The sequence below is a fragment of the Myroides sp. WP-1 genome (assembly GCF_014145635.1).
Taxonomy (GTDB): Bacteria; Bacteroidota; Bacteroidia; order Flavobacteriales; family Flavobacteriaceae; genus Flavobacterium.
In genome coordinates this window covers 13,977-33,718 of the sequence record NZ_JACHTC010000003.1, presented here as the reverse complement: position 1 = coordinate 33,718, position 19,742 = coordinate 13,977, and the positions used below count along the sequence as shown (strand labels likewise).

At 36.2% G+C, this 19,742-nt stretch carries 34 protein-coding genes; all 34 read left to right on the top strand.

Going from position 1 to position 19,742, the window contains the following annotated elements; genetic code table 11:
* Positions 1-103: 103 nt before the first annotated feature.
* The 34 genes from rpsL to eno all read left to right on the top strand — a co-directional run bounded on the left by rpsL (position 104) and on the right by eno (position 19,694).
* Positions 104-484: a 30S ribosomal protein S12 gene (gene rpsL, locus H4K33_RS03635; RefSeq protein ID WP_002987523.1), complete on the top strand. Its 381-nt coding sequence runs from the start codon at positions 104-106 to the stop codon at positions 482-484.
* 25 nt (positions 485-509) lie between these two features.
* Complete coding sequence (gene rpsG / locus H4K33_RS03630; RefSeq protein WP_158962473.1) at positions 510-986, top strand: 30S ribosomal protein S7; 477 nt, start codon at positions 510-512, stop codon at positions 984-986.
* A 21-nt stretch (positions 987-1,007) separates the two neighbouring features.
* A complete protein-coding gene (gene fusA, locus H4K33_RS03625; RefSeq protein WP_182647132.1) occupies positions 1,008-3,143 on the top strand; it encodes an elongation factor G in 2,136 nt (711 codons plus the stop codon).
* 12 nt (positions 3,144-3,155) lie between these two features.
* Positions 3,156-3,461: a 30S ribosomal protein S10 gene (rpsJ, locus tag H4K33_RS03620; RefSeq protein WP_026710316.1), complete on the top strand. Its 306-nt coding sequence runs from the start codon at positions 3,156-3,158 to the stop codon at positions 3,459-3,461.
* A gap of 113 nt (positions 3,462-3,574) precedes the next feature.
* Positions 3,575-4,192 (top strand): 50S ribosomal protein L3, encoded by a 618-nt coding sequence (gene rplC, locus H4K33_RS03615; RefSeq protein WP_182647131.1) that lies wholly within the window; start codon positions 3,575-3,577, stop codon positions 4,190-4,192.
* A complete protein-coding gene (gene rplD / locus H4K33_RS03610) occupies positions 4,192-4,821 on the top strand; it encodes a 50S ribosomal protein L4 (RefSeq protein WP_182626743.1) in 630 nt (209 codons plus the stop codon). The genes rplC and rplD overlap by 1 nt, the downstream gene beginning before the upstream one ends.
* Before the next feature lie 7 nt (positions 4,822-4,828).
* Positions 4,829-5,119 carry a 50S ribosomal protein L23 gene (gene rplW / locus H4K33_RS03605; protein WP_158962477.1) on the top strand — a complete coding sequence of 97 codons (291 nt, stop codon included), beginning with the start codon at positions 4,829-4,831 and terminating at the stop codon, positions 5,117-5,119.
* Between the two features lie 6 nt (positions 5,120-5,125).
* The gene (gene rplB / locus H4K33_RS03600) at positions 5,126-5,950 is read left to right on the top strand and encodes a 50S ribosomal protein L2 (protein ID WP_182647130.1); all 825 of its coding nucleotides are present in this window, start codon (positions 5,126-5,128) and stop codon (positions 5,948-5,950) included.
* A gap of 11 nt (positions 5,951-5,961) precedes the next feature.
* Positions 5,962-6,240, top strand: coding sequence for a 30S ribosomal protein S19 (rpsS, locus tag H4K33_RS03595; RefSeq protein ID WP_002987514.1), 279 nt, complete (start codon positions 5,962-5,964; stop codon positions 6,238-6,240).
* 9 nt (positions 6,241-6,249) lie between these two features.
* Entirely contained in the window at positions 6,250-6,660 is a 411-nt protein-coding gene (gene rplV, locus H4K33_RS03590) for a 50S ribosomal protein L22 (protein WP_002987512.1), read from the top strand.
* A gap of 8 nt (positions 6,661-6,668) precedes the next feature.
* Entirely contained in the window at positions 6,669-7,391 is a 723-nt protein-coding gene (gene rpsC / locus H4K33_RS03585) for a 30S ribosomal protein S3 (protein ID WP_182647129.1), read from the top strand.
* Positions 7,392-7,409: 18 nt separating this feature from the next.
* Complete coding sequence (gene rplP / locus H4K33_RS03580; RefSeq protein WP_002987510.1) at positions 7,410-7,829, top strand: 50S ribosomal protein L16; 420 nt, start codon at positions 7,410-7,412, stop codon at positions 7,827-7,829.
* 12 nt (positions 7,830-7,841) lie between these two features.
* The gene (gene rpmC, locus H4K33_RS03575) at positions 7,842-8,033 is read left to right on the top strand and encodes a 50S ribosomal protein L29 (protein WP_002987509.1); all 192 of its coding nucleotides are present in this window, start codon (positions 7,842-7,844) and stop codon (positions 8,031-8,033) included.
* A 17-nt stretch (positions 8,034-8,050) separates the two neighbouring features.
* Complete coding sequence (gene rpsQ / locus H4K33_RS03570) at positions 8,051-8,308, top strand: 30S ribosomal protein S17 (protein WP_002987508.1); 258 nt, start codon at positions 8,051-8,053, stop codon at positions 8,306-8,308.
* A gap of 2 nt (positions 8,309-8,310) precedes the next feature.
* On the top strand, positions 8,311-8,679 hold the full coding sequence (gene rplN / locus H4K33_RS03565) for a 50S ribosomal protein L14 (protein WP_182647128.1): 369 nt from the start codon (positions 8,311-8,313) through the stop codon (positions 8,677-8,679).
* 12 nt (positions 8,680-8,691) lie between these two features.
* On the top strand, positions 8,692-9,009 hold the full coding sequence (gene rplX, locus H4K33_RS03560) for a 50S ribosomal protein L24 (protein ID WP_060874042.1): 318 nt from the start codon (positions 8,692-8,694) through the stop codon (positions 9,007-9,009).
* A gap of 2 nt (positions 9,010-9,011) precedes the next feature.
* Entirely contained in the window at positions 9,012-9,563 is a 552-nt protein-coding gene (rplE, locus tag H4K33_RS03555) for a 50S ribosomal protein L5 (protein ID WP_182647127.1), read from the top strand.
* 5 nt (positions 9,564-9,568) lie between these two features.
* Entirely contained in the window at positions 9,569-9,838 is a 270-nt protein-coding gene (gene rpsN / locus H4K33_RS03550; protein ID WP_002987503.1) for a 30S ribosomal protein S14, read from the top strand.
* 22 nt (positions 9,839-9,860) lie between these two features.
* The gene (gene rpsH / locus H4K33_RS03545; protein WP_182647126.1) at positions 9,861-10,259 is read left to right on the top strand and encodes a 30S ribosomal protein S8; all 399 of its coding nucleotides are present in this window, start codon (positions 9,861-9,863) and stop codon (positions 10,257-10,259) included.
* Between the two features lie 17 nt (positions 10,260-10,276).
* A complete protein-coding gene (gene rplF, locus H4K33_RS03540) occupies positions 10,277-10,819 on the top strand; it encodes a 50S ribosomal protein L6 (protein WP_182647125.1) in 543 nt (180 codons plus the stop codon).
* Between the two features lie 11 nt (positions 10,820-10,830).
* Entirely contained in the window at positions 10,831-11,181 is a 351-nt protein-coding gene (rplR, locus tag H4K33_RS03535) for a 50S ribosomal protein L18 (RefSeq protein ID WP_182647124.1), read from the top strand.
* 6 nt (positions 11,182-11,187) lie between these two features.
* Complete coding sequence (rpsE, locus tag H4K33_RS03530; RefSeq protein WP_182647123.1) at positions 11,188-11,712, top strand: 30S ribosomal protein S5; 525 nt, start codon at positions 11,188-11,190, stop codon at positions 11,710-11,712.
* Between the two features lie 11 nt (positions 11,713-11,723).
* On the top strand, positions 11,724-11,906 hold the full coding sequence (gene rpmD, locus H4K33_RS03525) for a 50S ribosomal protein L30 (RefSeq protein ID WP_182647122.1): 183 nt from the start codon (positions 11,724-11,726) through the stop codon (positions 11,904-11,906).
* A 12-nt stretch (positions 11,907-11,918) separates the two neighbouring features.
* Complete coding sequence (gene rplO, locus H4K33_RS03520; protein ID WP_002987495.1) at positions 11,919-12,371, top strand: 50S ribosomal protein L15; 453 nt, start codon at positions 11,919-11,921, stop codon at positions 12,369-12,371.
* Positions 12,372-12,387: 16 nt separating this feature from the next.
* Positions 12,388-13,734: a preprotein translocase subunit SecY gene (gene secY, locus H4K33_RS03515; protein ID WP_002987494.1), complete on the top strand. Its 1,347-nt coding sequence runs from the start codon at positions 12,388-12,390 to the stop codon at positions 13,732-13,734.
* A 5-nt stretch (positions 13,735-13,739) separates the two neighbouring features.
* Complete coding sequence (gene infA / locus H4K33_RS03510; protein WP_002987492.1) at positions 13,740-13,955, top strand: translation initiation factor IF-1; 216 nt, start codon at positions 13,740-13,742, stop codon at positions 13,953-13,955.
* Between the two features lie 13 nt (positions 13,956-13,968).
* Positions 13,969-14,085, top strand: a complete 117-nt coding sequence (gene ykgO / locus H4K33_RS03505; RefSeq protein WP_002987490.1) for a type B 50S ribosomal protein L36 — start codon at positions 13,969-13,971, stop codon at positions 14,083-14,085.
* A 2-nt stretch (positions 14,086-14,087) separates the two neighbouring features.
* The gene (rpsM, locus tag H4K33_RS03500) at positions 14,088-14,462 is read left to right on the top strand and encodes a 30S ribosomal protein S13 (RefSeq protein ID WP_115091697.1); all 375 of its coding nucleotides are present in this window, start codon (positions 14,088-14,090) and stop codon (positions 14,460-14,462) included.
* Positions 14,463-14,473: 11 nt separating this feature from the next.
* Complete coding sequence (rpsK, locus tag H4K33_RS03495) at positions 14,474-14,857, top strand: 30S ribosomal protein S11 (RefSeq protein ID WP_158962485.1); 384 nt, start codon at positions 14,474-14,476, stop codon at positions 14,855-14,857.
* A gap of 84 nt (positions 14,858-14,941) precedes the next feature.
* Entirely contained in the window at positions 14,942-15,547 is a 606-nt protein-coding gene (gene rpsD / locus H4K33_RS03490) for a 30S ribosomal protein S4 (protein WP_182647121.1), read from the top strand.
* Positions 15,548-15,572: 25 nt separating this feature from the next.
* Positions 15,573-16,565 (top strand): DNA-directed RNA polymerase subunit alpha, encoded by a 993-nt coding sequence (locus tag H4K33_RS03485; RefSeq protein ID WP_182647120.1) that lies wholly within the window; start codon positions 15,573-15,575, stop codon positions 16,563-16,565.
* Between the two features lie 33 nt (positions 16,566-16,598).
* Complete coding sequence (gene rplQ / locus H4K33_RS03480; RefSeq protein ID WP_182647119.1) at positions 16,599-17,078, top strand: 50S ribosomal protein L17; 480 nt, start codon at positions 16,599-16,601, stop codon at positions 17,076-17,078.
* Between the two features lie 104 nt (positions 17,079-17,182).
* Positions 17,183-18,292 carry a glutamine-hydrolyzing carbamoyl-phosphate synthase small subunit gene (gene carA, locus H4K33_RS03475; RefSeq protein ID WP_182647118.1) on the top strand — a complete coding sequence of 370 codons (1,110 nt, stop codon included), beginning with the start codon at positions 17,183-17,185 and terminating at the stop codon, positions 18,290-18,292.
* 112 nt (positions 18,293-18,404) lie between these two features.
* Complete coding sequence (gene eno, locus H4K33_RS03470; RefSeq protein ID WP_182647117.1) at positions 18,405-19,694, top strand: phosphopyruvate hydratase; 1,290 nt, start codon at positions 18,405-18,407, stop codon at positions 19,692-19,694.
* The last annotated feature ends 48 nt before the right edge of the window (positions 19,695-19,742 follow it).

The window sequence follows — 19,742 nt, the reverse complement described above, 5'->3', positions numbered from 1 at the left end:
GAAAATTAATAGATTGTCTTTTGAAAAAAGAAAAAAACTTTCTACATTTGCAACCCCGTATATAGTGCGGAATAATATATTGTAGAAATTATTAATAAACATTATGCCAACAATTCAACAATTAGTAAGAACAGGGAGAACCCAATTAACTAAGAAGAGTAAATCGGTTGCTTTGGATTCTTGTCCTCAAAGAAGAGGAGTTTGTACGCGTGTTTATACTACTACACCTAAAAAACCTAACTCTGCAATGCGTAAAGTTGCAAGGGTACGTTTGACAAATGGTAATGAAGTAAACGCTTACATCCCAGGAGAAGGACACAATTTACAAGAGCACTCGATAGTATTAGTTAGAGGAGGAAGGGTAAAAGATTTGCCAGGTGTTAGATACCACATCGTACGTGGAGCTTTGGATACTGCTGGAGTAAACGGTAGAACACAAAGAAGATCTAAATATGGTGCAAAACGCCCTAAAGACAAAAAATAATCGTTTAAACGTTTAAGAAAAAGACATGAGAAAAAGACAGGCGAAAAAGAGACCTCTTTTACCAGATCCGAAATTTAATGATCAATTAGTGACGCGTTTTGTGAATAACTTAATGTGGGATGGTAAGAAGTCTACAGCTTTTAAAGTATTCTATGATGCTTTAGCAATCGTTGAAGAGAAAAAACAAGATGAGGAGAAAACTTCATTAGAAATTTGGAAAGACGCTTTAACTAACGTTATGCCACACGTAGAGGTTCGTTCTCGTCGTGTTGGTGGAGCTACATTCCAAATTCCTATGCAAATTCGTCCAGATAGAAAAATTTCTATGGCAATGAAGTGGATGATTTTGTATGCGAGAAGAAGAAATGAGAAATCTATGGCTGCAAGATTAGCTTCTGAAATTTTAGCTGCTGCTAAAGAAGAAGGTGCTGCAGTTAAAAAGAGAATGGATACGCACAAAATGGCTGAAGCTAATAAGGCGTTCTCTCACTTTAGATTTTAATCCATACAGAAAAATTATACAATGGCAAGAGATTTAAAATATACAAGAAATATTGGTATCGCTGCTCACATCGATGCTGGTAAAACAACTACTACAGAACGTATTTTGTTCTATACAGGTAAAAACCATAAAATGGGAGAAACTCACGAAGGATCTTCTACAATGGACTGGATGGAGCAAGAAGCGGAAAGAGGTATTACTATTACTTCAGCAGCGACTACTTGTACTTGGAATTTCCCAACTAAACAAGGTGAGAAGATAGCTGAGTCTATGGAGTACCACTTCAATATTATTGATACTCCGGGACACGTTGACTTTACAGTTGAGGTGAACCGTTCTTTACGTGTATTGGATGGATTAGTATTCTTATTTAGTGCAGTTGATGGTGTTGAGCCTCAATCTGAAACTAACTGGAGATTAGCTGATAACTATAAAGTTCCTCGTATGGGGTTCGTTAATAAAATGGACCGTCAAGGAGCTAACTTCTTAGCAGTGTGTCAACAAGTTAAAGATATGTTGAAATCGAATGCTGTGCCAATCGTTTTACCAATTGGTGATGAAGCAGATTTCAAAGGTATCGTTGACTTAGTGAAAAACCGCGCAATCGTATGGCATGATGAAAATCATGGTTCTACTTTTGATGTTGTTGAAATCCCAGCTGATATGATTGACGATGTTAAACAATACAGAGGTCAATTAATCGAGGAGATCGCAGCTTATGACGAAAACCTTCTTGAGAAATATATGGAAGATGAAAACTCAATTACTGAGGACGAAATTCACAAAGCGTTGCGTGCAGCGACTTTGGATATGAGTATCATCCCAATGTCTTGTGGTTCATCATTCAAAAATAAAGGTGTTCAGTTTATGTTGGATGCTGTTTGTCGTTACTTACCTTCTCCAATGGATAAGGAAGCTATCGAAGGAACAAATCCTGATACTGAAGAGCCAATCGTACGTAAACCATCAGTTTCTGAACCGTTTGCTGCATTAGCATTTAAAATTGCTACAGATCCTTTCGTAGGTCGTTTAGCTTTCTTTAGAGCTTATTCAGGACACTTAGACGCTGGTTCTTATGTATTGAATACGCGTTCAGGAAACAAAGAGCGTATTTCTCGTATCTACCAAATGCACGCAAACAAACAAAATCCAATCGAATATATTGAGGCTGGAGATATTGGAGCTGCTGTAGGATTTAAAGATATCAAAACTGGAGATACTTTATGTGATGAAAAACATCCTATCGTATTAGAAAGTATGGTATTCCCTGATCCAGTAATTGGTATCGCTATTGAACCAAAAACAAAAGCGGATATGGATAAAATGGGTACTGCTTTAGCTAAATTAGCAGAAGAGGATCCTACATTTACTGTAAAAACAGATAAAGCTTCTGGACAAACAGTAATCTCTGGTATGGGAGAGTTACACTTAGACGTGTTAATCGACCGTATGAGACGTGAATTCAAAGTTGAAGTGAACCAAGGTGAGCCTCAAGTTGAGTACAAAGAAACACTTACACGTGTTGCTAACCACAGAGAATCTTACAAAAAACAATCTGGTGGACGTGGTAAATTCGCGGATATCGTATTTACAATTGGACCTGCTGACGAAGTTGATGGAAAACCATTCGTTGGATTACAATTCGTAAATGAGGTAAAAGGTGGTAACGTACCAAAAGAATATATTCCTTCTGTAGAAAAAGGATTCAAAGAAGCGATGAAACAAGGACCTTTAGCAGGTTTCGAAATGGATTCGATGAAAGTTACACTAACAGATGGTTCTTACCACGCGGTTGACTCGGATGCATTATCATTCGAATTAGCAGCGAAAATGGGTTACAAAGCTGCTGCTAAAGCTGCTGGTGCTGTAATTCTTGAGCCTATCATGAAGTTAGAAGTATTGACTCCTGAAGAAAACATGGGTGATATCGTTGGGGATTTGAACCGTCGTCGTGGACAAATCAACAGCATGGATGATAGAAATGGAGCAAAAGTTGTTAAAGCTTCTGTGCCATTATCAGAAATGTTCGGATATGTAACTACATTGAGAACGTTATCATCAGGTAGAGCTACTTCTACAATGGAGTTCTCTCACTACTCTGAAACACCATCAAATATTTCAGAGGCTGTAATCACTAAAGCAAAAGGAAACGCTTAATTTTAGAGAAAAATGAGTCAAAAAATCAGAATAAAATTAAAATCTTACGATCATATGTTGGTTGATAAATCAGCTGAGAAAATCGTAAAAACTGTAAAAAGTACAGGTGCAGTAGTAACAGGTCCAATTCCGTTACCAACTCATAAAAAAATCTTTACTGTTTTACGTTCACCACACGTAAACAAGAAAGCAAGAGAGCAATTTGAAGTTAGTTCTTACAAAAGATTGTTAGATATTTATTCTTCTTCTTCTAAAACAATTGATGCTTTAATGAAATTAGAGTTACCAAGTGGAGTAGAAGTTGAGATTAAAGTGTGATAATCCGAAAGTAATTTCAAGAAAAATAAAAGAGTAGGGATTGAGTATTAGAGCTGAAAAGCTCTAATGCTTAATTCTTTTAAATAAGTTTCAAATAATTTAATTAAATATTTATGTCTGGGTTAATTGGTAAAAAAATCGGCATGACTAGTATTTTCGACGAAAATGGAAAAAACATTCCATGTACAGTAATCGAAGTTGGTCCATGTGTCGTTACCCAAGTCAGAACCAATGAGGTTGACGGGTATGAAGCGTTACAACTTGGTTTCGATGACAAGACAGAGAAACACGCTACTAAAGCTGAGTTAGGTCACTTTAAGAAAGCGGGAACATCTGCTAAAAGAAAAGTCGTTGAAATCAAAGAATTCGATGGAGGGTACAAATTAGGTGATGTAATCACTGTTGATTTGTTCGCTGAAGGAGAATTCGTAGACGTTCAAGGTGTGTCTAAAGGAAAAGGTTTCCAAGGGGTTGTTAAACGTCATGGATTTGGCGGAGTAGGTCAAGTTACTCACGGTCAAAAAAACCGTTTAAGAGCACCAGGTTCTGTAGGGGCTTCTTCTTATCCATCTAGAGTATTCAAAGGAATGCGCATGGCAGGAAGAACTGGAGGAGAAAATGTAACAGTACAAAATCTTAGAGTTTTAAAAGTAGTGGCTGATAAGAACCTACTTGTTGTAAAAGGAGCTATTCCAGGACACAAAAACTCTTATGTAATCATTCAGAAGTAATGGAAGTAAAAGTTTTAGATATTACAGGGAAAGATACTGGAAGAAAAGTTGAACTTTTAGATTCAGTATTCGGAATTGAGCCAAATAATCACGCAGTATACCTTGATGTTAAACAATATTTAGCAAACCAAAGACAAGGAACGCATAAAGCGAAAGAAAGAGCTGAAATTGCAGGAAGTACACGCAAGATTAAAAAGCAAAAAGGAACTGGAACGGCGAGAGCAGGTAGCATCAAGTCACCAGTATTCAGAGGAGGAGGAAGAATCTTCGGACCAAGACCAAGAAACTACTCTTTCAAATTGAATAAGAACTTAAAACGCTTAGCTAGAAAATCAGCGTTTTCAATTAAGGTTCGTGAAGAGAACTTAATCGTTTTAGAAAACTTCAACTTCGAAGCTCCAAGCACTAAAAATTTCATTAGTGTATTGAAAGCTTTAGGGTTAGAAAATAAAAAATCTCTATTTGTGTTGGGTGAATCAAATAAAAATGTATATTTGTCATCACGCAATTTAGAGAAGGCTGCTGTTGTAACTAACTCAGAATTAAGTACTTACGCGATTTTAAACGCGGGAAGCTTAGTCTTGACAGAGGGATCTGTGGCTGGAATTGTTGAAAATTTAAGCAAATAATAGGAACATGAGTGTTTTAATTAAGCCTATAATTACAGAAAAAGTAACAAAAGACGGTGAAGTTTTTGGCCGTTATGGTTTCGTAGTTGATAGAAAAGCGAACAAAATTGAGATCAAAAAAGCGGTAGAAGCTACATATGGTGTTAGTGTTGTTAACGTAAATACTATGAACTATGGTGCTAAGCGTTCTGTTAAATATACAAAAAGCGGTATGATTAACGCTAAAACTAATGCTTTCAAAAAAGCAATAGTTGAATTGAAAGAAGGAGATAATATAGACTTTTATTCAAATATCTAATAAATAATGTCAGTTAGAAAATTAAAACCTATTACCCCAGGTCAGCGTTTTAGAGTTGTAAATAGTTTTGACGCTATAACAACTGATAAGCCGGAGCGTAGTTTACTAGCACCGAAAAAAAAATCTGGAGGTAGAAATAGTCAAGGAAAAATGACCATGCGCTACACAGGTGGTGGTCATAAACAAAGATATCGTATCATCGATTTCAAAAGAACAAAAGAAGGAGTTCCTGCAGTTGTTAAAACAATCGAGTATGATCCAAACCGTTCAGCATTTATTTCATTACTTGCTTATGCGGATGGAGCAAAAACTTACGTTATCGCACAAGCTGGTCTTAAAGTTGGACAAACTGTAGTTTCAGGACCAGATGCATCACCAGAAGTTGGTAATGCAATGCCTTTAAGTAAAATTCCTTTAGGAACTGTTATTTCTTGTATTGAATTACGTCCTGGTCAAGGAGCAGTAATTGCTCGTTCAGCTGGTACTTTCGCTCAATTAGTAGCAAGAGATGGTAAGTATGCAACAATTAAAATGCCTTCTGGAGAAGTGCGTTTGATTTTGTTAACTTGTATGGCGACTATTGGAGCTGTATCGAACCACGATCACCAATTAATCGTTTCTGGTAAAGCTGGTAGATCTAGATGGTTAGGTAGAAGACCAAGAACTAGAGCAGTAGCTATGAACCCGGTAGATCACCCAATGGGAGGTGGAGAAGGTCGCTCTTCAGGAGGACACCCACGTTCAAGAAACGGGATGCCTGCTAAAGGTTATAGAACTCGTTCTAAAGTTAAGTCGAGTAACAAGTATATCGTTGAACGTAGAAAGAAATAAAAGAGTAAGACATGGCACGTTCGTTAAAAAAAGGACCTTATGTTCACTTTAAATTAGAGAAGAAAGTTCTTAAAAATGTAGAGTCTGGAAATAAAGCTGTTATCAAAACTTGGTCAAGAGCTTCTATGATTACTCCAGATTTCGTTGGACAGACAATCGCAGTACATAATGGTCGTCAATTTGTTCCTGTATATGTAACAGAGAACATGGTTGGACACAAGTTAGGGGAATTTTCACCAACAAGATCGTTTAGAGGTCACGCTGGTGCAAAGAATAAAGGTAAAAAATAATAAGAAGCTATGGGAGTTCGTAAAAGAGAGAGAGCTGAGCAAATTAAAGAAGCTAATAAGCAAGTTGCTTTTGCTAAGCTAAACAATTGCCCTACTTCTCCAAGAAAAATGCGCTTAGTAGCGGATTTAGTAAGAGGACAGAAAGTAGAAAAAGCTCTAAACATATTAAAATTCAGCACAAAAGATGCTTCTCGTAACTTAGAGAAATTACTTTTGTCTGCAATTGCAAACTGGCAAGCAAAAAACAGCGAAGAAAACATGGAAGAAGCTGGACTTTTTGTAAAAGAAATTAGAGTAGATGGAGGAATGATGTTGAAAAGACTTCGTCCTGCACCTCAAGGAAGAGCACACAGAATAAGAAAACGTTCTAATCACGTTACAATCGTGTTAGGATCTAATAATAACACACAAAGCAATTAATAAACAGTATGGGACAAAAAACTAATCCGATCGGGAATCGCCTTGGTATTATTAGAGGATGGGACTCAAACTGGTATGGTGGAAATGATTACGGTGATAAAATCGCTGAGGATCACAAAATCAGAAAGTATATCCATGCTCGTTTATCAAAAGCTAGTGTATCAAAAGTAATCATTGAGAGAACTTTAAAACTTGTAACCGTTACTATCACTACTGCTAGACCTGGTATCATTATCGGGAAAGGTGGACAAGAGGTAGACAAGTTGAAAGAGGAATTGAAAAAGATTACTGATAAGGAAGTTCAAATCAATATCTTTGAAATTAAAAGACCTGAACTTGACGCATTCTTAGTGGCTGCTAGTATTGCTCGTCAAATCGAAAACAGAATTTCTTACCGTAGAGCTATCCGTATGGCGATTGGTGCTGCGATGAGAATGAATGCAGAAGGAATCAAAGTAATGATTTCTGGTCGTTTGAACGGTGCTGAAATGGCACGTTCTGAGTCTTTCAAAGATGGTAGAATTCCATTATCTACTTTCAGAGCTGACATCGATTACGCACTTGCTGAAGCTCATACTACTTATGGTAGAATGGGAATTAAAGTGTGGATCATGAAAGGTGAAGTTTATGGTAAAAGAGATCTTTCTCCGTTAGCTGGTATGGATAAAAAACAATCCAAAGCATCAGCAGGATCTAGTAAAGGTAGACCTAACCAACGCAAAAGAAAGTAATTTTTAAACTGAAGAAAAATGTTACAGCCTAAAAGAACAAAATACCGTAAGGTACAGAAAGGTAAGATGAAAGGGATTTCCCAAAGAGGGCATGAACTTTCAAATGGGATGTTCGGAATTAAATCTTTAGATTCAGCATTTATCACTTCTCGTCAGATCGAGGCTGCGCGTATCGCTGCAACTCGTTTCATGAAACGTGAAGGACAATTGTGGATCAAGATTTTCCCAGACAAACCAATCACTAAGAAGCCTCTTGAAGTGCGTATGGGTAAAGGAAAAGGTGCAGTAGAATACTGGGTTGCTGTGGTAAAACCAGGAAAAATCATGTTTGAGGTAGGTGGTGTTCCACTATCTGTAGCAAAAGAAGCATTACGCTTAGCTGCTCAAAAACTTCCTGTGAAAACAAAATTTATAATTGCTAGAGATTTCGAAGCATAATAGAAATTTATCATGAAACAATCTGAAATAGTAAACCTATCTGTAGCTGATTTACAAGAGCAATTAAAAGAGTTGACTAACGCATTAAATAGCTTGAAAGCTACTCACGCAATTTCTCCAATCGAGAATCCTCTTCAAATCAGAAAGGTTAGAAGAACAATTGCTAGAGTGAATACTGAGCTAAGCAAAAGAGAGTTACAATAATTGTATTCTGCCAAAAGATGGAAAATAGAAAAGAAAGAAAAGAAAGAATAGGTGTTGTTACTAGTAACAAAATGGAGAAATCTATTGTTGTTTCTGAAGTAAAGAAAGTAAAACACCCATTATATGGAAAATTCGTGAAGCAAACTAAAAAATATGTTGCTCACGACGAAACGAACAACTGCAACATTGGTGATACAGTTAGAATTATGGAGACTCGTCCATTATCTAAATCAAAATGTTGGAGATTAGTTGAAATCATTGAAAGAGCGAAATAATTATGGTACAACAAGAATCTAGACTTAAAGTAGCAGATAACACGGGAGCAAAAGAGGTTTTGACTATCCGTGTATTAGGTGGGACAAAGCGTCGTTACGCTTCAGTAGGAGATAAAATTGTAGTAAGTATCAAAGACGCAACTCCAAATGGAAGCGTTAAGAAAGGTGCTGTTTCTACTGCTGTAGTTGTTCGCACTAAAAAAGAGGTTAGAAGAGCTGATGGATCATACATTAGATTCGATGATAACGCTTGCGTATTATTAAATGCTGCAGGTGAGATGAAAGGAACTCGTGTTTTTGGACCAGTAGCAAGAGAACTTCGTGAAAAACAATTCATGAAAATTGTATCATTAGCACCTGAGGTGTTGTAATTCGTTCTAAACATGATTAAGCTAAAGATAAAAACAGGAGATACTGTACGTGTTATTGCTGGTGATCACAAAGGATCAGAAGGAAAAATCGTACGTGTATTACGCGAAAAGAACAAAGCTATTGTTGAAGGGGTAAACATCATTTCTAAGCATGTTAAGCCTAGTGCTACTAACCCTCAAGGTGGTATTGTTAAAAAAGAGGCTCCTATCCATATTTCTAATTTAGCGATCGTAGATCCTAAAACTAACGATACTACGAAAGTAGCGATCCAAAGAAATGAGAATGGAAAAAATGTAAGAGTTTCTAAAAAATCAAATCAAGTATTATAGTTATGGCTTATATACCAAGACTTAAAGAAGAATATAGCAGCAGAGTGATCTCTGCTCTTAAGGAGGAGTTTGGATACAAGAACATTATGCAAGTTCCTAAACTTGAGAAAATTGTTGTTAGCCGTGGTGTAGGTGCAGCTGTATCTGATAAAAAATTAGTTGATTACGCAGTTGAGGAATTAACTAAAATTACAGGACAAAAAGCTGTGGCTACTATTTCTAAGAAAGACGTTGCTTCTTTCAAATTGAGAAAAGGAATGCCGATCGGAGCTAAAGTTACTTTACGTGGAGAAAGAATGTATGAATTCTTAGATCGTTTAGTTACTTCTGCTTTACCACGAGTGAGAGATTTCTCTGGTATTAAATCTGAAGGATTTGACGGTAGAGGAAATTATAACTTAGGTGTAACTGAGCAAATTATTTTCCCTGAGATCAATATTGATAAAGTAAACAAAATCGCTGGTTTCGATATTACGTTTGTAACATCTGCTAACACAGATAAAGAAGCGAAATCTTTACTAGCTGAATTAGGATTACCTTTTAAAAAGAATTAAGAGTTATGGCTAAAGAATCAATGAAAGCCCGTGAGGTTAAAAGACAAGCATTAGTAGCTAAATATGCAGACAAAAGAAAAGCTCTTTTAGAAGCTGGTGACTACGAAGGGTTACAAAAATTACCTAAAAATGCTTCTCCTGTGCGTTTACACAACAGATGTAAATTAACTGGAAGACCTAGAGGGTATATGCGTCAATTCGGTATTTCTCGTGTTACTTTCCGTGAGATGGCTAACCAAGGGTTGATACCAGGAGTTAAAAAGGCAAGTTGGTAATTAAGATTTAAAGGTAAAAACAATGTATACAGATCCAATAGCAGATTTCCTTACAAGAATTAGAAATGCTGTGCGTGCAAACCACAAAGTGGTAGAGATCCCAGCATCTAACTTCAAAAAAGAAATCACGAAAATTTTATTCGATCAAGGATATATCTTAAGCTATAAATTTGATGATACTACCGTTCAAGGTACAATCAAAATAGCTTTGAAATACGACAAAGACACAAAAGAGTCTGTGATTAGAGATATCCAAAGAATTAGTAAACCAGGTTTGCGTAAATACGCTTCTGCAAGTGACCTTCCAAGAATCTTAAATGGTTTAGGAATTGCGATTGTTTCAACATCAAAAGGATTGATGACTGGAAAACAAGCAAAACAGTTAAATGTTGGTGGAGAAGTAGTTTGTTACGTATACTAATTTAAAAAGACTAAGAAATGTCAAGAATAGGAAAAAGTCCGATAACAATTCCTGCTGGAGTAACAGTTGATGTTCAAGAAGGCGTTATTGTTGTTAAAGGTAAATTAGGAGAGCTTACTCAGAAATTCGATACAGTTAGTGTTAAAGTTGAAGATAATCAAGTAGTTGTTGAAAGATCATCTGACGATAAAGATGAAAGAGCAAAACACGGATTATACCGTAGCTTGATTAACAATATGATTACTGGTGTTTCTGAAGGATTTACTATCACTTTAGAGTTTGTAGGGGTAGGTTACCGTGCTGCAAACCAAGGGCAAAAGTTAGATTTAGCTTTAGGATTCTCTCACAATATCGTGTTAGAGGTTGCTCCAGAAGTTGTAGTTGAAACAATATCAGAAAAAGGGAAAAACCCTTTAGTGAAATTAACTTCTCATGACAAACAATTAGTAGGTCAAGTAGCTGCAAAAATCCGTTCTTTCCGTAAGCCAGAGCCTTACAAAGGAAAAGGAATTAAGTTTGTAGGTGAGGAATTAAGAAGAAAAGCAGGTAAATCAGCTTAAAAATTAAGACTATGTCATTAACAAAATCTGAAAGAAGACAACGTATAAAGTTCAGAATTAGAAAGACAGTTAGCGGTACACCTGCTAGAACTAGACTTTCTGTATTCAGAAGTAATAAAGAGATCTATGCACAAATCATAGATGACGTAAATGGAGTAACTTTAGTTTCGGCATCATCAAGAGAAGCTGGGATAACAAGAGGAACCAATGTTGAAACTGCTGCATCGGTTGGAAAACTAATCGCAGAGAAAGCTTTAAAAGCAGGTATCGAAACTGTATCTTTTGATAGAAACGGTTATTTATACCACGGACGTGTTAAATCATTAGCAGAGGGCGCTAGAGAAGCTGGATTAAAATTCTAATTAGTTATGTATCAAAATTATAAAAACGTAGAATTTGTAAAACCAAGCGGTCTTGATTTAAAAGATCGTTTGGTTAGTGTTAACCGTGTTACTAAAGTAACAAAAGGGGGAAGAGCTTTTGGTTTTTCTGCTGTTGTTGTAGTAGGTGACGAAAACGGTGTAGTGGGTCACGGTTTAGGTAAATCCAAAGATGTATCTGAAGCTATTGCTAAAGCAGTAGAGGATGCGAAGAAAAACTTAGTTAAAATTCCATTAAACGGACATACTATTCCGCACGAACAAAAAGGAAAATTCAGTGGAGCACGTGTATTGTTGATGCCAGCATCATTAGGTACGGGAGTTATTGCCGGAGGTTCTGTGAGAGCGGTGGTAGAAGCTGTAGGAATTACAGATTTATTATCTAAGTCTCAAGGTTCTTCGAATCCACATAACGTGGTGAAAGCTACTTTCGATGCTTTATTACGATTAAGAAGTGCTTCTACAGTTGCGAAACAAAGAGGAATTTCTTTAGAAAAAGTATTTAAAGGTTAATTTGAAAGATTATGTCGAAAATCAAAATAAAACAAGTAAAAAGCCAAATTAAATGTCCTCTTAACCAAAAGAGAACATTAGAGGCTTTAGGACTTCGTAAAATTGGTCACGTAGTTGAACATGAAGCTTCTACTGCAATTTTAGGAATGGTAAATAAAGTTCAACACTTAGTTTCTGTAGAAGAAATTAAATAATATTCGCAATAGATGAATTTAAGTAATTTACAACCAGCAAACGGTTCAGTACACAACCAAAACAAACGTGTTGGTCGTGGTGAAGGTTCTGGAAAAGGAGGAACTTCTACAAAAGGACATAAAGGTGCTAAATCACGTTCAGGTTATTCGAAAAAGATCGGATTTGAAGGAGGGCAAATGCCACTTCAAAGACGTGTACCTAAATTCGGTTTCAAAAACATTAACAGAGTTGAGTACGCTGTAATTAACTTAGAGGCTTTACAAGGTCTTGTTGATAGCGGAAAAGTAACTGATACTGTAGATTTTTCTCAATTAGTTGATTTAGGATTAGCTACTAAAAACAGTTTAGTTAAGGTTTTAGGACGTGGAGAGTTAAAAGCAAAATTAAAAGTTTCTGCTCATAAATTTTCAGCTTCTGCCCAAGCAGCTATTGAAGCAGCAGGAGGAGAAGTTGTAACGTTATAAAATCTTAGTGAACAGGATGAAGAAGTTTTTTGAAACATTAGCCAGTATCTGGAAAATTGAAGAGTTAAAAAATAAAATCTTAATCACATTAGGACTATTACTTGTGTACCGTTTTGGTACACAAGTAACTCTACCAGGTATTGATGCAACGAAATTGCAAGCGTTGACAGATCAAACAGATCAAGGAATTGGATGGTTAATTAACGTTTTTACAGGTGGTGCATTTGCACAGGCATCTGTTTTTGCTTTAGGTATTATGCCTTACATTTCTGCTTCCATTGTGGTGCAGCTGATGGGAATTGCGGTTCCTTATCTGCAAAAATTACAAAATGATGGAGAAAGCGGTAGAAAGAAAATGAATCAAATTACAAGATGGTTAACCATTGGTATTACCTTGTTACAAGGACCAAGTTATATCTATAACTTGTATGTGCAATTGCCGTCAGATGCATTTTTGCTAGGTTTTAATTCTTTCTCATTCTTGTTTTCTTCAGTAATGATACTAACTGCCGGAACTATCTTTGCAATGTGGTTAGGTGAAAAAATTACTGATAAAGGGATTGGAAATGGTATCTCGTTATTGATCATGGTTGGAATTATTGCAAGACTTCCTATGTCTTTCATTCAAGAGTTCCAATCGCGTATTACAGAAAATAACGGAGGACCAATGTTAGTTGTTATTGAGGTAATTTTATGGTTATTGATTATCGTTGCTTGTATCTATTTGACACTTGCAGTAAGAAGAATACCAGTTCAATACGCTCGTCGTAGCGCTTCTGGTACTTATGATCAATCCATGTTAGGAGGAAACCGTCAGTGGATTCCTTTAAAACTAAATGCTTCAGGAGTTATGCCAATTATCTTCGCTCAAGCGATCATGTTTGTGCCTGCTGCTGTAGCTGGTTTATCAACTTCAGATACTGCAAAATCAATCAGTAATACATTCCATAATGTGTTCGGTTGGGAGTATAATTTACTTTTTGCTTTATTAATCATTATTTTTACGTACTTTTACACCGCGATTACAGTACCTACTAATAAAATGGCAGACGACTTGAAGCGAAGTGGTGGTTTTATCCCTGGTGTTAAACCAGGTTCTGAAACTGCGGATTTCTTAGATAGAATTATGTCGTTGATTACATTCCCAGGGTCTCTTTACCTTGCTATTATTGCTGTTTTTCCAGCAATCATTGTTAGCATCTTAGGAGTACAACAAGGATGGGCGATGTTTTATGGTGGAACTTCACTATTAATTATGGTGAGCGTTGTAATTGATACAATCCAACAAGTTAACTCATACTTATTGAACAAACAGTACGATAGTATGATGACTAGTGGTAAAAATAGAAGAGCGACAGCTTAATTTTTATGGCAAAACAATCAGCAATAGAACAAGACGGAGCAATAATTGAAGCATTGTCTAATGCAATGTTCCGTGTAGAATTAGAAAATGGTCACGTTGTTATCGCGCACATCTCAGGGAAAATGCGTATGCACTACATTAAATTGTTACCTGGTGATCGAGTGAAACTGGAAATGAGTCCATATGACTTGACCAAAGCAAGAATTACTTATAGATATTAAAGAGGCTATTAAAATGAAAGTAAGAGCATCAGTTAAAAAAAGAAGTGCCGAGTGCATCATAGTACGTAGAAAAGGTAGACTTTACGTTATTAATAAAAAGAATCCTAGATTTAAACAAAGACAAGGATAATTATGGCAAGAATCGCAGGGGTAGACATACCTAAATACAAAAGAGGAGTTATTGCTTTAACTTATATCTTCGGGATTGGTTCTAGTAGAGCTAAAGAAATTTTAGCAGCAGCTAATGTTGATGAAGATAAGAAAGTACAAGATTGGAATGATGACGAGATCGGAGCTATCCGTGAAGCAGTAGGTCATTTCAAAATTGAAGGTGAATTACGTTCAGAGATTTCTTTAAACATCAAACGTTTAATGGATATCGGTTGTTACAGAGGAATCCGTCACAGAACTGGACTTCCTTTAAGAGGACAAAGAACGAAAAATAACTCGAGAACGAGAAAAGGTAAAAGAAAAACTGTTGCTAACAAGAAAAAAGCAACTAAATAATAAGTAGTAATATGGCTAAAGCGAATACAAAAAAGCGTAAAGTTGTTGTAGAAACAACAGGTGAAGCTCATATTAATGCAACATTCAACAATATCATTATTTCTTTGACTAACAAGAAAGGTGAAGTAATCTCTTGGTCGTCTGCAGGTAAAATGGGATTCAGAGGTTCTAAAAAGAACACTCCGTATGCTGCTCAGATGGCTGCTGAAGATTGTGGTAGAGTTGCACTAGAGGCAGGATTGAAAAAAGTAAAAGTTTATGTTAAAGGTCCAGGAAACGGAAGAGAATCTGCAATCAGATCTTTACATAATGGTGGAATCGAAGTAACTGAGATTATCGATATTACTCCAATGCCACACAACGGATGTCGTCCTCCTAAGAGAAGAAGAGTTTAATTTATAGTATAACCAAAGGTAGGATAGATTATCGGAGGAAAGTGACCTGAATTCATAATCCCTACCTTTTTTTTATTTTGAAAAATGGCAAGATATACTGGTCCACAAACAAAAATCGCTCGTAAATTCGGCGAAGCTATTTTCGGAGATGATAAATCATTCGAAAAAAGAAACTACCCTCCAGGACAGCACGGATTAGCTAAAAAAAGAGCTAAAAAATCTGAATATGCTGTTCAGTTAATGGAGAAACAAAAAGCAAAATACACATACGGTATCTTAGAAAAGCAATTCCGTAATATTTACAAGAAAGCTGCGGCTGCTCGTGGAGTTACTGGTGAGGTATTGATTCAATTGTGTGAATCGAGATTAGATAACGTAGTTTACAGAATGGGAATTGCTCCTTCTCGTAGAGCTGCACGTCAAATAGTTTCTCACAGACATATCACAGTTAACGGTGAAGTAGTAAATATTCCTTCTTACCAATTAAAAGCTGGTGATAAAGTTGCTGTTCGTGAAAAATCTAAATCTTTAGAAGTTATCGAACGTTCGTTATCTAATTCTAGTTCTGTTTATGAGTGGATTACTTGGAATCCTGAAACTTTGCAAGGTACTTTCGTTGCTGTACCTCAAAGACTTCAAGTTCCAGAAAACATCAAAGAACAGTTAATCGTAGAGTTGTACAACAAATAATAATTGACATTCAGTCGAAACAAATATGGCAATATTTAATTTTCAAAAGCCCGATAAAGTTATCATGATTGATTCGACCGATTTTAGAGGTAAATTCGAATTTAGACCTTTAGAACCGGGATATGGATTGACTATTGGTAATGCATTGAGAAGAGTACTTCTGTCTTCGTTAGAGGGGTATGCTATTACTTCAGTACGTATCGAAGGAGTTGATCACGAGTTTTCTACCATCGCTGGTGTTGTTGAGGATGTTACTGAAATTATCCTTAACCTTAAGCAAGTGCGTTTTAAACGTCAGGTAGAAGATGTAGATAATGAATCTGTAAGTATCACTTTTTCAGGGAAAGAACAAATGACTGCTGGTGATTTCCAGAAGTTTATTTCTAATTTCCAAGTATTAAATCCGGAGTTAGTTATCTTCAATTGCGAAAGCAGTGTAAGTATTACAATGGATTTAACAATCGAAAAGGGTAGAGGTTACGTGGCTGCAGAGGAGAATAGAAAACCTAATGCACCAATCGGAACAATCTTCACAGACTCGATTTATACTCCAGTTAAGAACGTTAAGTATGCTATAGAAAATTACCGTGTGGAGCAAAAAACTGACTACGAAAAGTTAGTTTTTGATATTATCACAGACGGTTCTATTCATCCAAAAGACGCCTTAACAGAAGCAGCTAAAACATTGATTCATCATTTTATGCTGTTCTCAGACGAGAGAATTACTTTAGAGGCTGATGAAATTGCTCAAACTGAATCATACGATGAAGAATCATTGCATATGAGACAGCTTCTAAAAACTAAATTGGTAGATTTAGATCTTTCAGTTCGAGCGTTAAATTGTTTAAAGGCGGCTGAAGTAGATACATTAGGAGATTTAGTATCTTTTAACAAAAACGATTTGATGAAATTCAGAAACTTCGGTAAGAAGTCTCTTTCTGAATTAGAAGAATTAGTAGCTGTGAAAGGATTAAATTTTGGTATGGATCTATCAAAATACAAATTAGATAAAGAATAATCTAGACCGCTAAAGTCTAAATTCGATAACGCAATGAGACACGGAAAAAAAATAAATCACTTAGGTAGAAAAGCTGGACATAGAAATTCTATGTTAGCTAATATGGCTTGTTCTTTAATTGAGCACAAGCGTATCAATACTACTGTAGCTAAAGCAAAAGCATTAAAACAATATATCGAACCATTAGTAACTAAAGCTAAAACTGATGATACTCATAATCGTCGTGTTGTTTTCTCTTACTTGAGAAGCAAAGAAGCTGTTACTGAATTGTTCAGAGAAGTTGCTCAAAAAGTTGGTGACCGTCCAGGAGGATACACTCGTATCATCAAGTTAGGTAACCGTTTAGGGGATAACGCTGATATGGCTATGATTGAATTCGTTGACTTCAACGAAATCTACAATGTAGCGAAGAAAGAAGCTAAGAAAACTACTCGTAGAGGGAAGAAGAAAGCTGAAACTGTTGACGCTCCTCAAGCTGAAGCTACTACAACTGAAACAGAAACAAATGAATAATACTTATTCATTATATATGTTTTCATTATAAAATTAAAAGGACATTCTTTTTAGAATGTCCTTTTTTTTGCTTTATTTTTGCATCACTACAATACAACTTACACATGGAATATAAAAGAAAAGAAGACGGTATCATTGTTTTAGCAGATGGCACCGTTTTTTATGGGAAATCAATTGGTATTAAAGGAACAGCTTTCGGTGAAATCTGCTTTAATACAGGTATGACAGGGTATCAAGAAGTATTTACTGATCCGTCTTACTACGGACAAATTATGCTTTCTACTAATCCACATATTGGAAACTATGGGGTTAATGCAGATGAAGTTGATTCGGATGGTATTAAAATCGCTGGATTAGTATGTAAGAACTTTAGCTATGAATTCTCTCGCCCAGATGCAGATGGTAGCTTATATGACTATTTTGAAGCGCATCAGTTGGTAGCAATCTCCGATGTTGATACACGTGCTTTAACTGCTTATATCAGAGATAACGGTGCGATGAACGCCGTTTTAAGTACGGATGGAAAAACAGTTGAGGAGTTAAAAGCTTTATTGAAAGAAGTACCTTCTATGGAAGGACTAGAGCTTTCATCTGTGGTTTCTACAAAAGAACCTTATTTCTTTGGAAATCCCGAAGGTAAATACCGCGTTTCGGTTTTAGATTTGGGAATCAAAACTAATATTTTACGCTGTTTAGCTGAACGCGATTGTTATGTGAAAGTGTTTCCTTATAATAGTTCATATGAAGACTTGCTTTCTTTTAATCCAGACGGTATCTTTTTGTCTAATGGACCTGGAGATCCACAAGCCTTAGCGGATAAAGGAGTTCTAACCGTTGTAAAACAAGTGGTAGAAGGAACATTACCTGTATTTGGTATTTGTTTAGGTCATCAATTGATCTGCTTATCCCAAGGTGTAGGTACTTATAAAATGTTTAGTGGACATAGAGGAGTAAACCACCCTGTATTAAATGTATTAACAGGAAAAGGAGAAATCACCTCTCAAAACCACGGATTTGCTGTAATTAAAGAAGCATTGACAAATCATCCAACGTTGGAAATCTCTCATTTACATTTGAATGATCAGACTGTTGCTGGAGTTCGCATGAAGAACAAAGCAGTTTTCTCTGTACAATATCACCCAGAATCTAGCCCTGGGCCACACGATTCAAGATACCTATTCGACGATTTCGTTGCTAATATGGATAAAAAATAAAAGCTTATTGGCTGTAGTAAAAAAGCTTTGAAAAAGAATAAATACACAACACAATGGACGATACACTAACGCTACATTAGATATCGTCCAATTAATAACACACACTTTGATTATGAGTACAATTTTAAGCGTTCACGCACGTCAAATTTTAGATTCTAGAGGTAATCCAACTGTTGAAGTTGATGTAATTACTAGTAATGGTAGTTTAGGTAGAGCTGCTGTGCCATCAGGAGCATCTACAGGAGAACACGAAGCTGTCGAACTAAGAGATGGAGGACAAGCTTTTATGGGGAAAGGCGTTTTAAAAGCTGTTGAGAACGTAAATACTGTAATTGCTGAAAATATTGTAGGATTAAGCGTATTCGAACAAAACTATATCGATCAGTTGATGATTGATTTAGACGGAACGCCAAATAAAGGTAATTTAGGAGCAAACGCGATTTTGGGTGTTTCTTTGGCGGTAGCAAAAGCAGCAGCTGAAGAATTAGGTATGCCTTTATATCGCTACGTAGGTGGAGTATCGGCTAATACATTACCTGTTCCAATGATGAATATTATTAACGGAGGATCTCACTCTGACGCGCCTATCGCGTTTCAAGAGTTTATGATTATGCCTGTTAAAGCCATTACTTTTTCACATGCAATGCAAATGGGAACGGAAATTTTCCATCACTTGAAAAAAGTATTACACGACAGACAGTTGAGTACAGCTGTTGGTGATGAAGGAGGATTTGCTCCAACGTTGAAAGGAACGGAAGATGCTTTAGATTCAATCAAAGTAGCTGTTGAAAACGCGGGATACCGTTTTGGTGATGAAATTATGCTTGCTTTAGACTGCGCAGCTTCTGAATTTTATGTAAACGGTTCATACGATTATACAAAATTTGAGGGTGATTTAGGAAAAGTTCGCACTTCACAAGAACAAGCAGATTATTTAGCAGAATTAGCAGCTAAGTATCCTATTATCTCTATTGAAGATGGTATGCATGAAGATGACTGGGAAGGTTGGAAATACCTGACAGATAAAATCGGAACTACGGTACAATTAGTGGGAGATGATTTATTCGTTACAAATGTTACGCGTTTAGAAAGAGGAATCAACGAAGGTATTGGTAACTCTATCCTTATTAAAGTAAATCAAATCGGAACATTAACAGAGACAATTGCAGCTGTTAATATGGCAAAAAACGCAGGATATACTTCTGTAATGTCACACCGTTCTGGGGAAACAGAAGACAGTACAATTGCTGATTTGGCTGTAGCGTTGAATTGTGGACAAATTAAAACAGGTTCTGCTTCGCGTTCGGATCGTATGGCAAAATACAATCAATTGCTTCGTATTGAGGAAGAATTAGGCGATGTTGCTTATTATCCACAAGAGAAAGCATTTAAAGTAAGATAATTTTATCAAATTAATAAAAAAGCCCCAACTTATTAAGTTGGGGCTTTT

Coding starts and splice junctions, on each gene's coding strand:
- rpsL (WP_002987523.1), top strand. CDS start 104: ATGCCAACAATTCAACAATTAGTAAGAACAGGGAGAACCCAATTAACT.
- rpsG (WP_158962473.1), top strand. CDS start 510: ATGAGAAAAAGACAGGCGAAAAAGAGACCTCTTTTACCAGATCCGAAA.
- fusA (WP_182647132.1), top strand. CDS start 1,008: ATGGCAAGAGATTTAAAATATACAAGAAATATTGGTATCGCTGCTCAC.
- rpsJ (WP_026710316.1), top strand. CDS start 3,156: ATGAGTCAAAAAATCAGAATAAAATTAAAATCTTACGATCATATGTTG.
- rplC (WP_182647131.1), top strand. CDS start 3,575: ATGTCTGGGTTAATTGGTAAAAAAATCGGCATGACTAGTATTTTCGAC.
- rplD (WP_182626743.1), top strand. CDS start 4,192: ATGGAAGTAAAAGTTTTAGATATTACAGGGAAAGATACTGGAAGAAAA.
- rplW (WP_158962477.1), top strand. CDS start 4,829: ATGAGTGTTTTAATTAAGCCTATAATTACAGAAAAAGTAACAAAAGAC.
- rplB (WP_182647130.1), top strand. CDS start 5,126: ATGTCAGTTAGAAAATTAAAACCTATTACCCCAGGTCAGCGTTTTAGA.
- rpsS (WP_002987514.1), top strand. CDS start 5,962: ATGGCACGTTCGTTAAAAAAAGGACCTTATGTTCACTTTAAATTAGAG.
- rplV (WP_002987512.1), top strand. CDS start 6,250: ATGGGAGTTCGTAAAAGAGAGAGAGCTGAGCAAATTAAAGAAGCTAAT.
- rpsC (WP_182647129.1), top strand. CDS start 6,669: ATGGGACAAAAAACTAATCCGATCGGGAATCGCCTTGGTATTATTAGA.
- rplP (WP_002987510.1), top strand. CDS start 7,410: ATGTTACAGCCTAAAAGAACAAAATACCGTAAGGTACAGAAAGGTAAG.
- rpmC (WP_002987509.1), top strand. CDS start 7,842: ATGAAACAATCTGAAATAGTAAACCTATCTGTAGCTGATTTACAAGAG.
- rpsQ (WP_002987508.1), top strand. CDS start 8,051: ATGGAAAATAGAAAAGAAAGAAAAGAAAGAATAGGTGTTGTTACTAGT.
- rplN (WP_182647128.1), top strand. CDS start 8,311: ATGGTACAACAAGAATCTAGACTTAAAGTAGCAGATAACACGGGAGCA.
- rplX (WP_060874042.1), top strand. CDS start 8,692: ATGATTAAGCTAAAGATAAAAACAGGAGATACTGTACGTGTTATTGCT.
- rplE (WP_182647127.1), top strand. CDS start 9,012: ATGGCTTATATACCAAGACTTAAAGAAGAATATAGCAGCAGAGTGATC.
- rpsN (WP_002987503.1), top strand. CDS start 9,569: ATGGCTAAAGAATCAATGAAAGCCCGTGAGGTTAAAAGACAAGCATTA.
- rpsH (WP_182647126.1), top strand. CDS start 9,861: ATGTATACAGATCCAATAGCAGATTTCCTTACAAGAATTAGAAATGCT.
- rplF (WP_182647125.1), top strand. CDS start 10,277: ATGTCAAGAATAGGAAAAAGTCCGATAACAATTCCTGCTGGAGTAACA.
- rplR (WP_182647124.1), top strand. CDS start 10,831: ATGTCATTAACAAAATCTGAAAGAAGACAACGTATAAAGTTCAGAATT.
- rpsE (WP_182647123.1), top strand. CDS start 11,188: ATGTATCAAAATTATAAAAACGTAGAATTTGTAAAACCAAGCGGTCTT.
- rpmD (WP_182647122.1), top strand. CDS start 11,724: ATGTCGAAAATCAAAATAAAACAAGTAAAAAGCCAAATTAAATGTCCT.
- rplO (WP_002987495.1), top strand. CDS start 11,919: ATGAATTTAAGTAATTTACAACCAGCAAACGGTTCAGTACACAACCAA.
- secY (WP_002987494.1), top strand. CDS start 12,388: ATGAAGAAGTTTTTTGAAACATTAGCCAGTATCTGGAAAATTGAAGAG.
- infA (WP_002987492.1), top strand. CDS start 13,740: ATGGCAAAACAATCAGCAATAGAACAAGACGGAGCAATAATTGAAGCA.
- ykgO (WP_002987490.1), top strand. CDS start 13,969: ATGAAAGTAAGAGCATCAGTTAAAAAAAGAAGTGCCGAGTGCATCATA.
- rpsM (WP_115091697.1), top strand. CDS start 14,088: ATGGCAAGAATCGCAGGGGTAGACATACCTAAATACAAAAGAGGAGTT.
- rpsK (WP_158962485.1), top strand. CDS start 14,474: ATGGCTAAAGCGAATACAAAAAAGCGTAAAGTTGTTGTAGAAACAACA.
- rpsD (WP_182647121.1), top strand. CDS start 14,942: ATGGCAAGATATACTGGTCCACAAACAAAAATCGCTCGTAAATTCGGC.
- H4K33_RS03485 (WP_182647120.1), top strand. CDS start 15,573: ATGGCAATATTTAATTTTCAAAAGCCCGATAAAGTTATCATGATTGAT.
- rplQ (WP_182647119.1), top strand. CDS start 16,599: ATGAGACACGGAAAAAAAATAAATCACTTAGGTAGAAAAGCTGGACAT.
- carA (WP_182647118.1), top strand. CDS start 17,183: ATGGAATATAAAAGAAAAGAAGACGGTATCATTGTTTTAGCAGATGGC.
- eno (WP_182647117.1), top strand. CDS start 18,405: ATGAGTACAATTTTAAGCGTTCACGCACGTCAAATTTTAGATTCTAGA.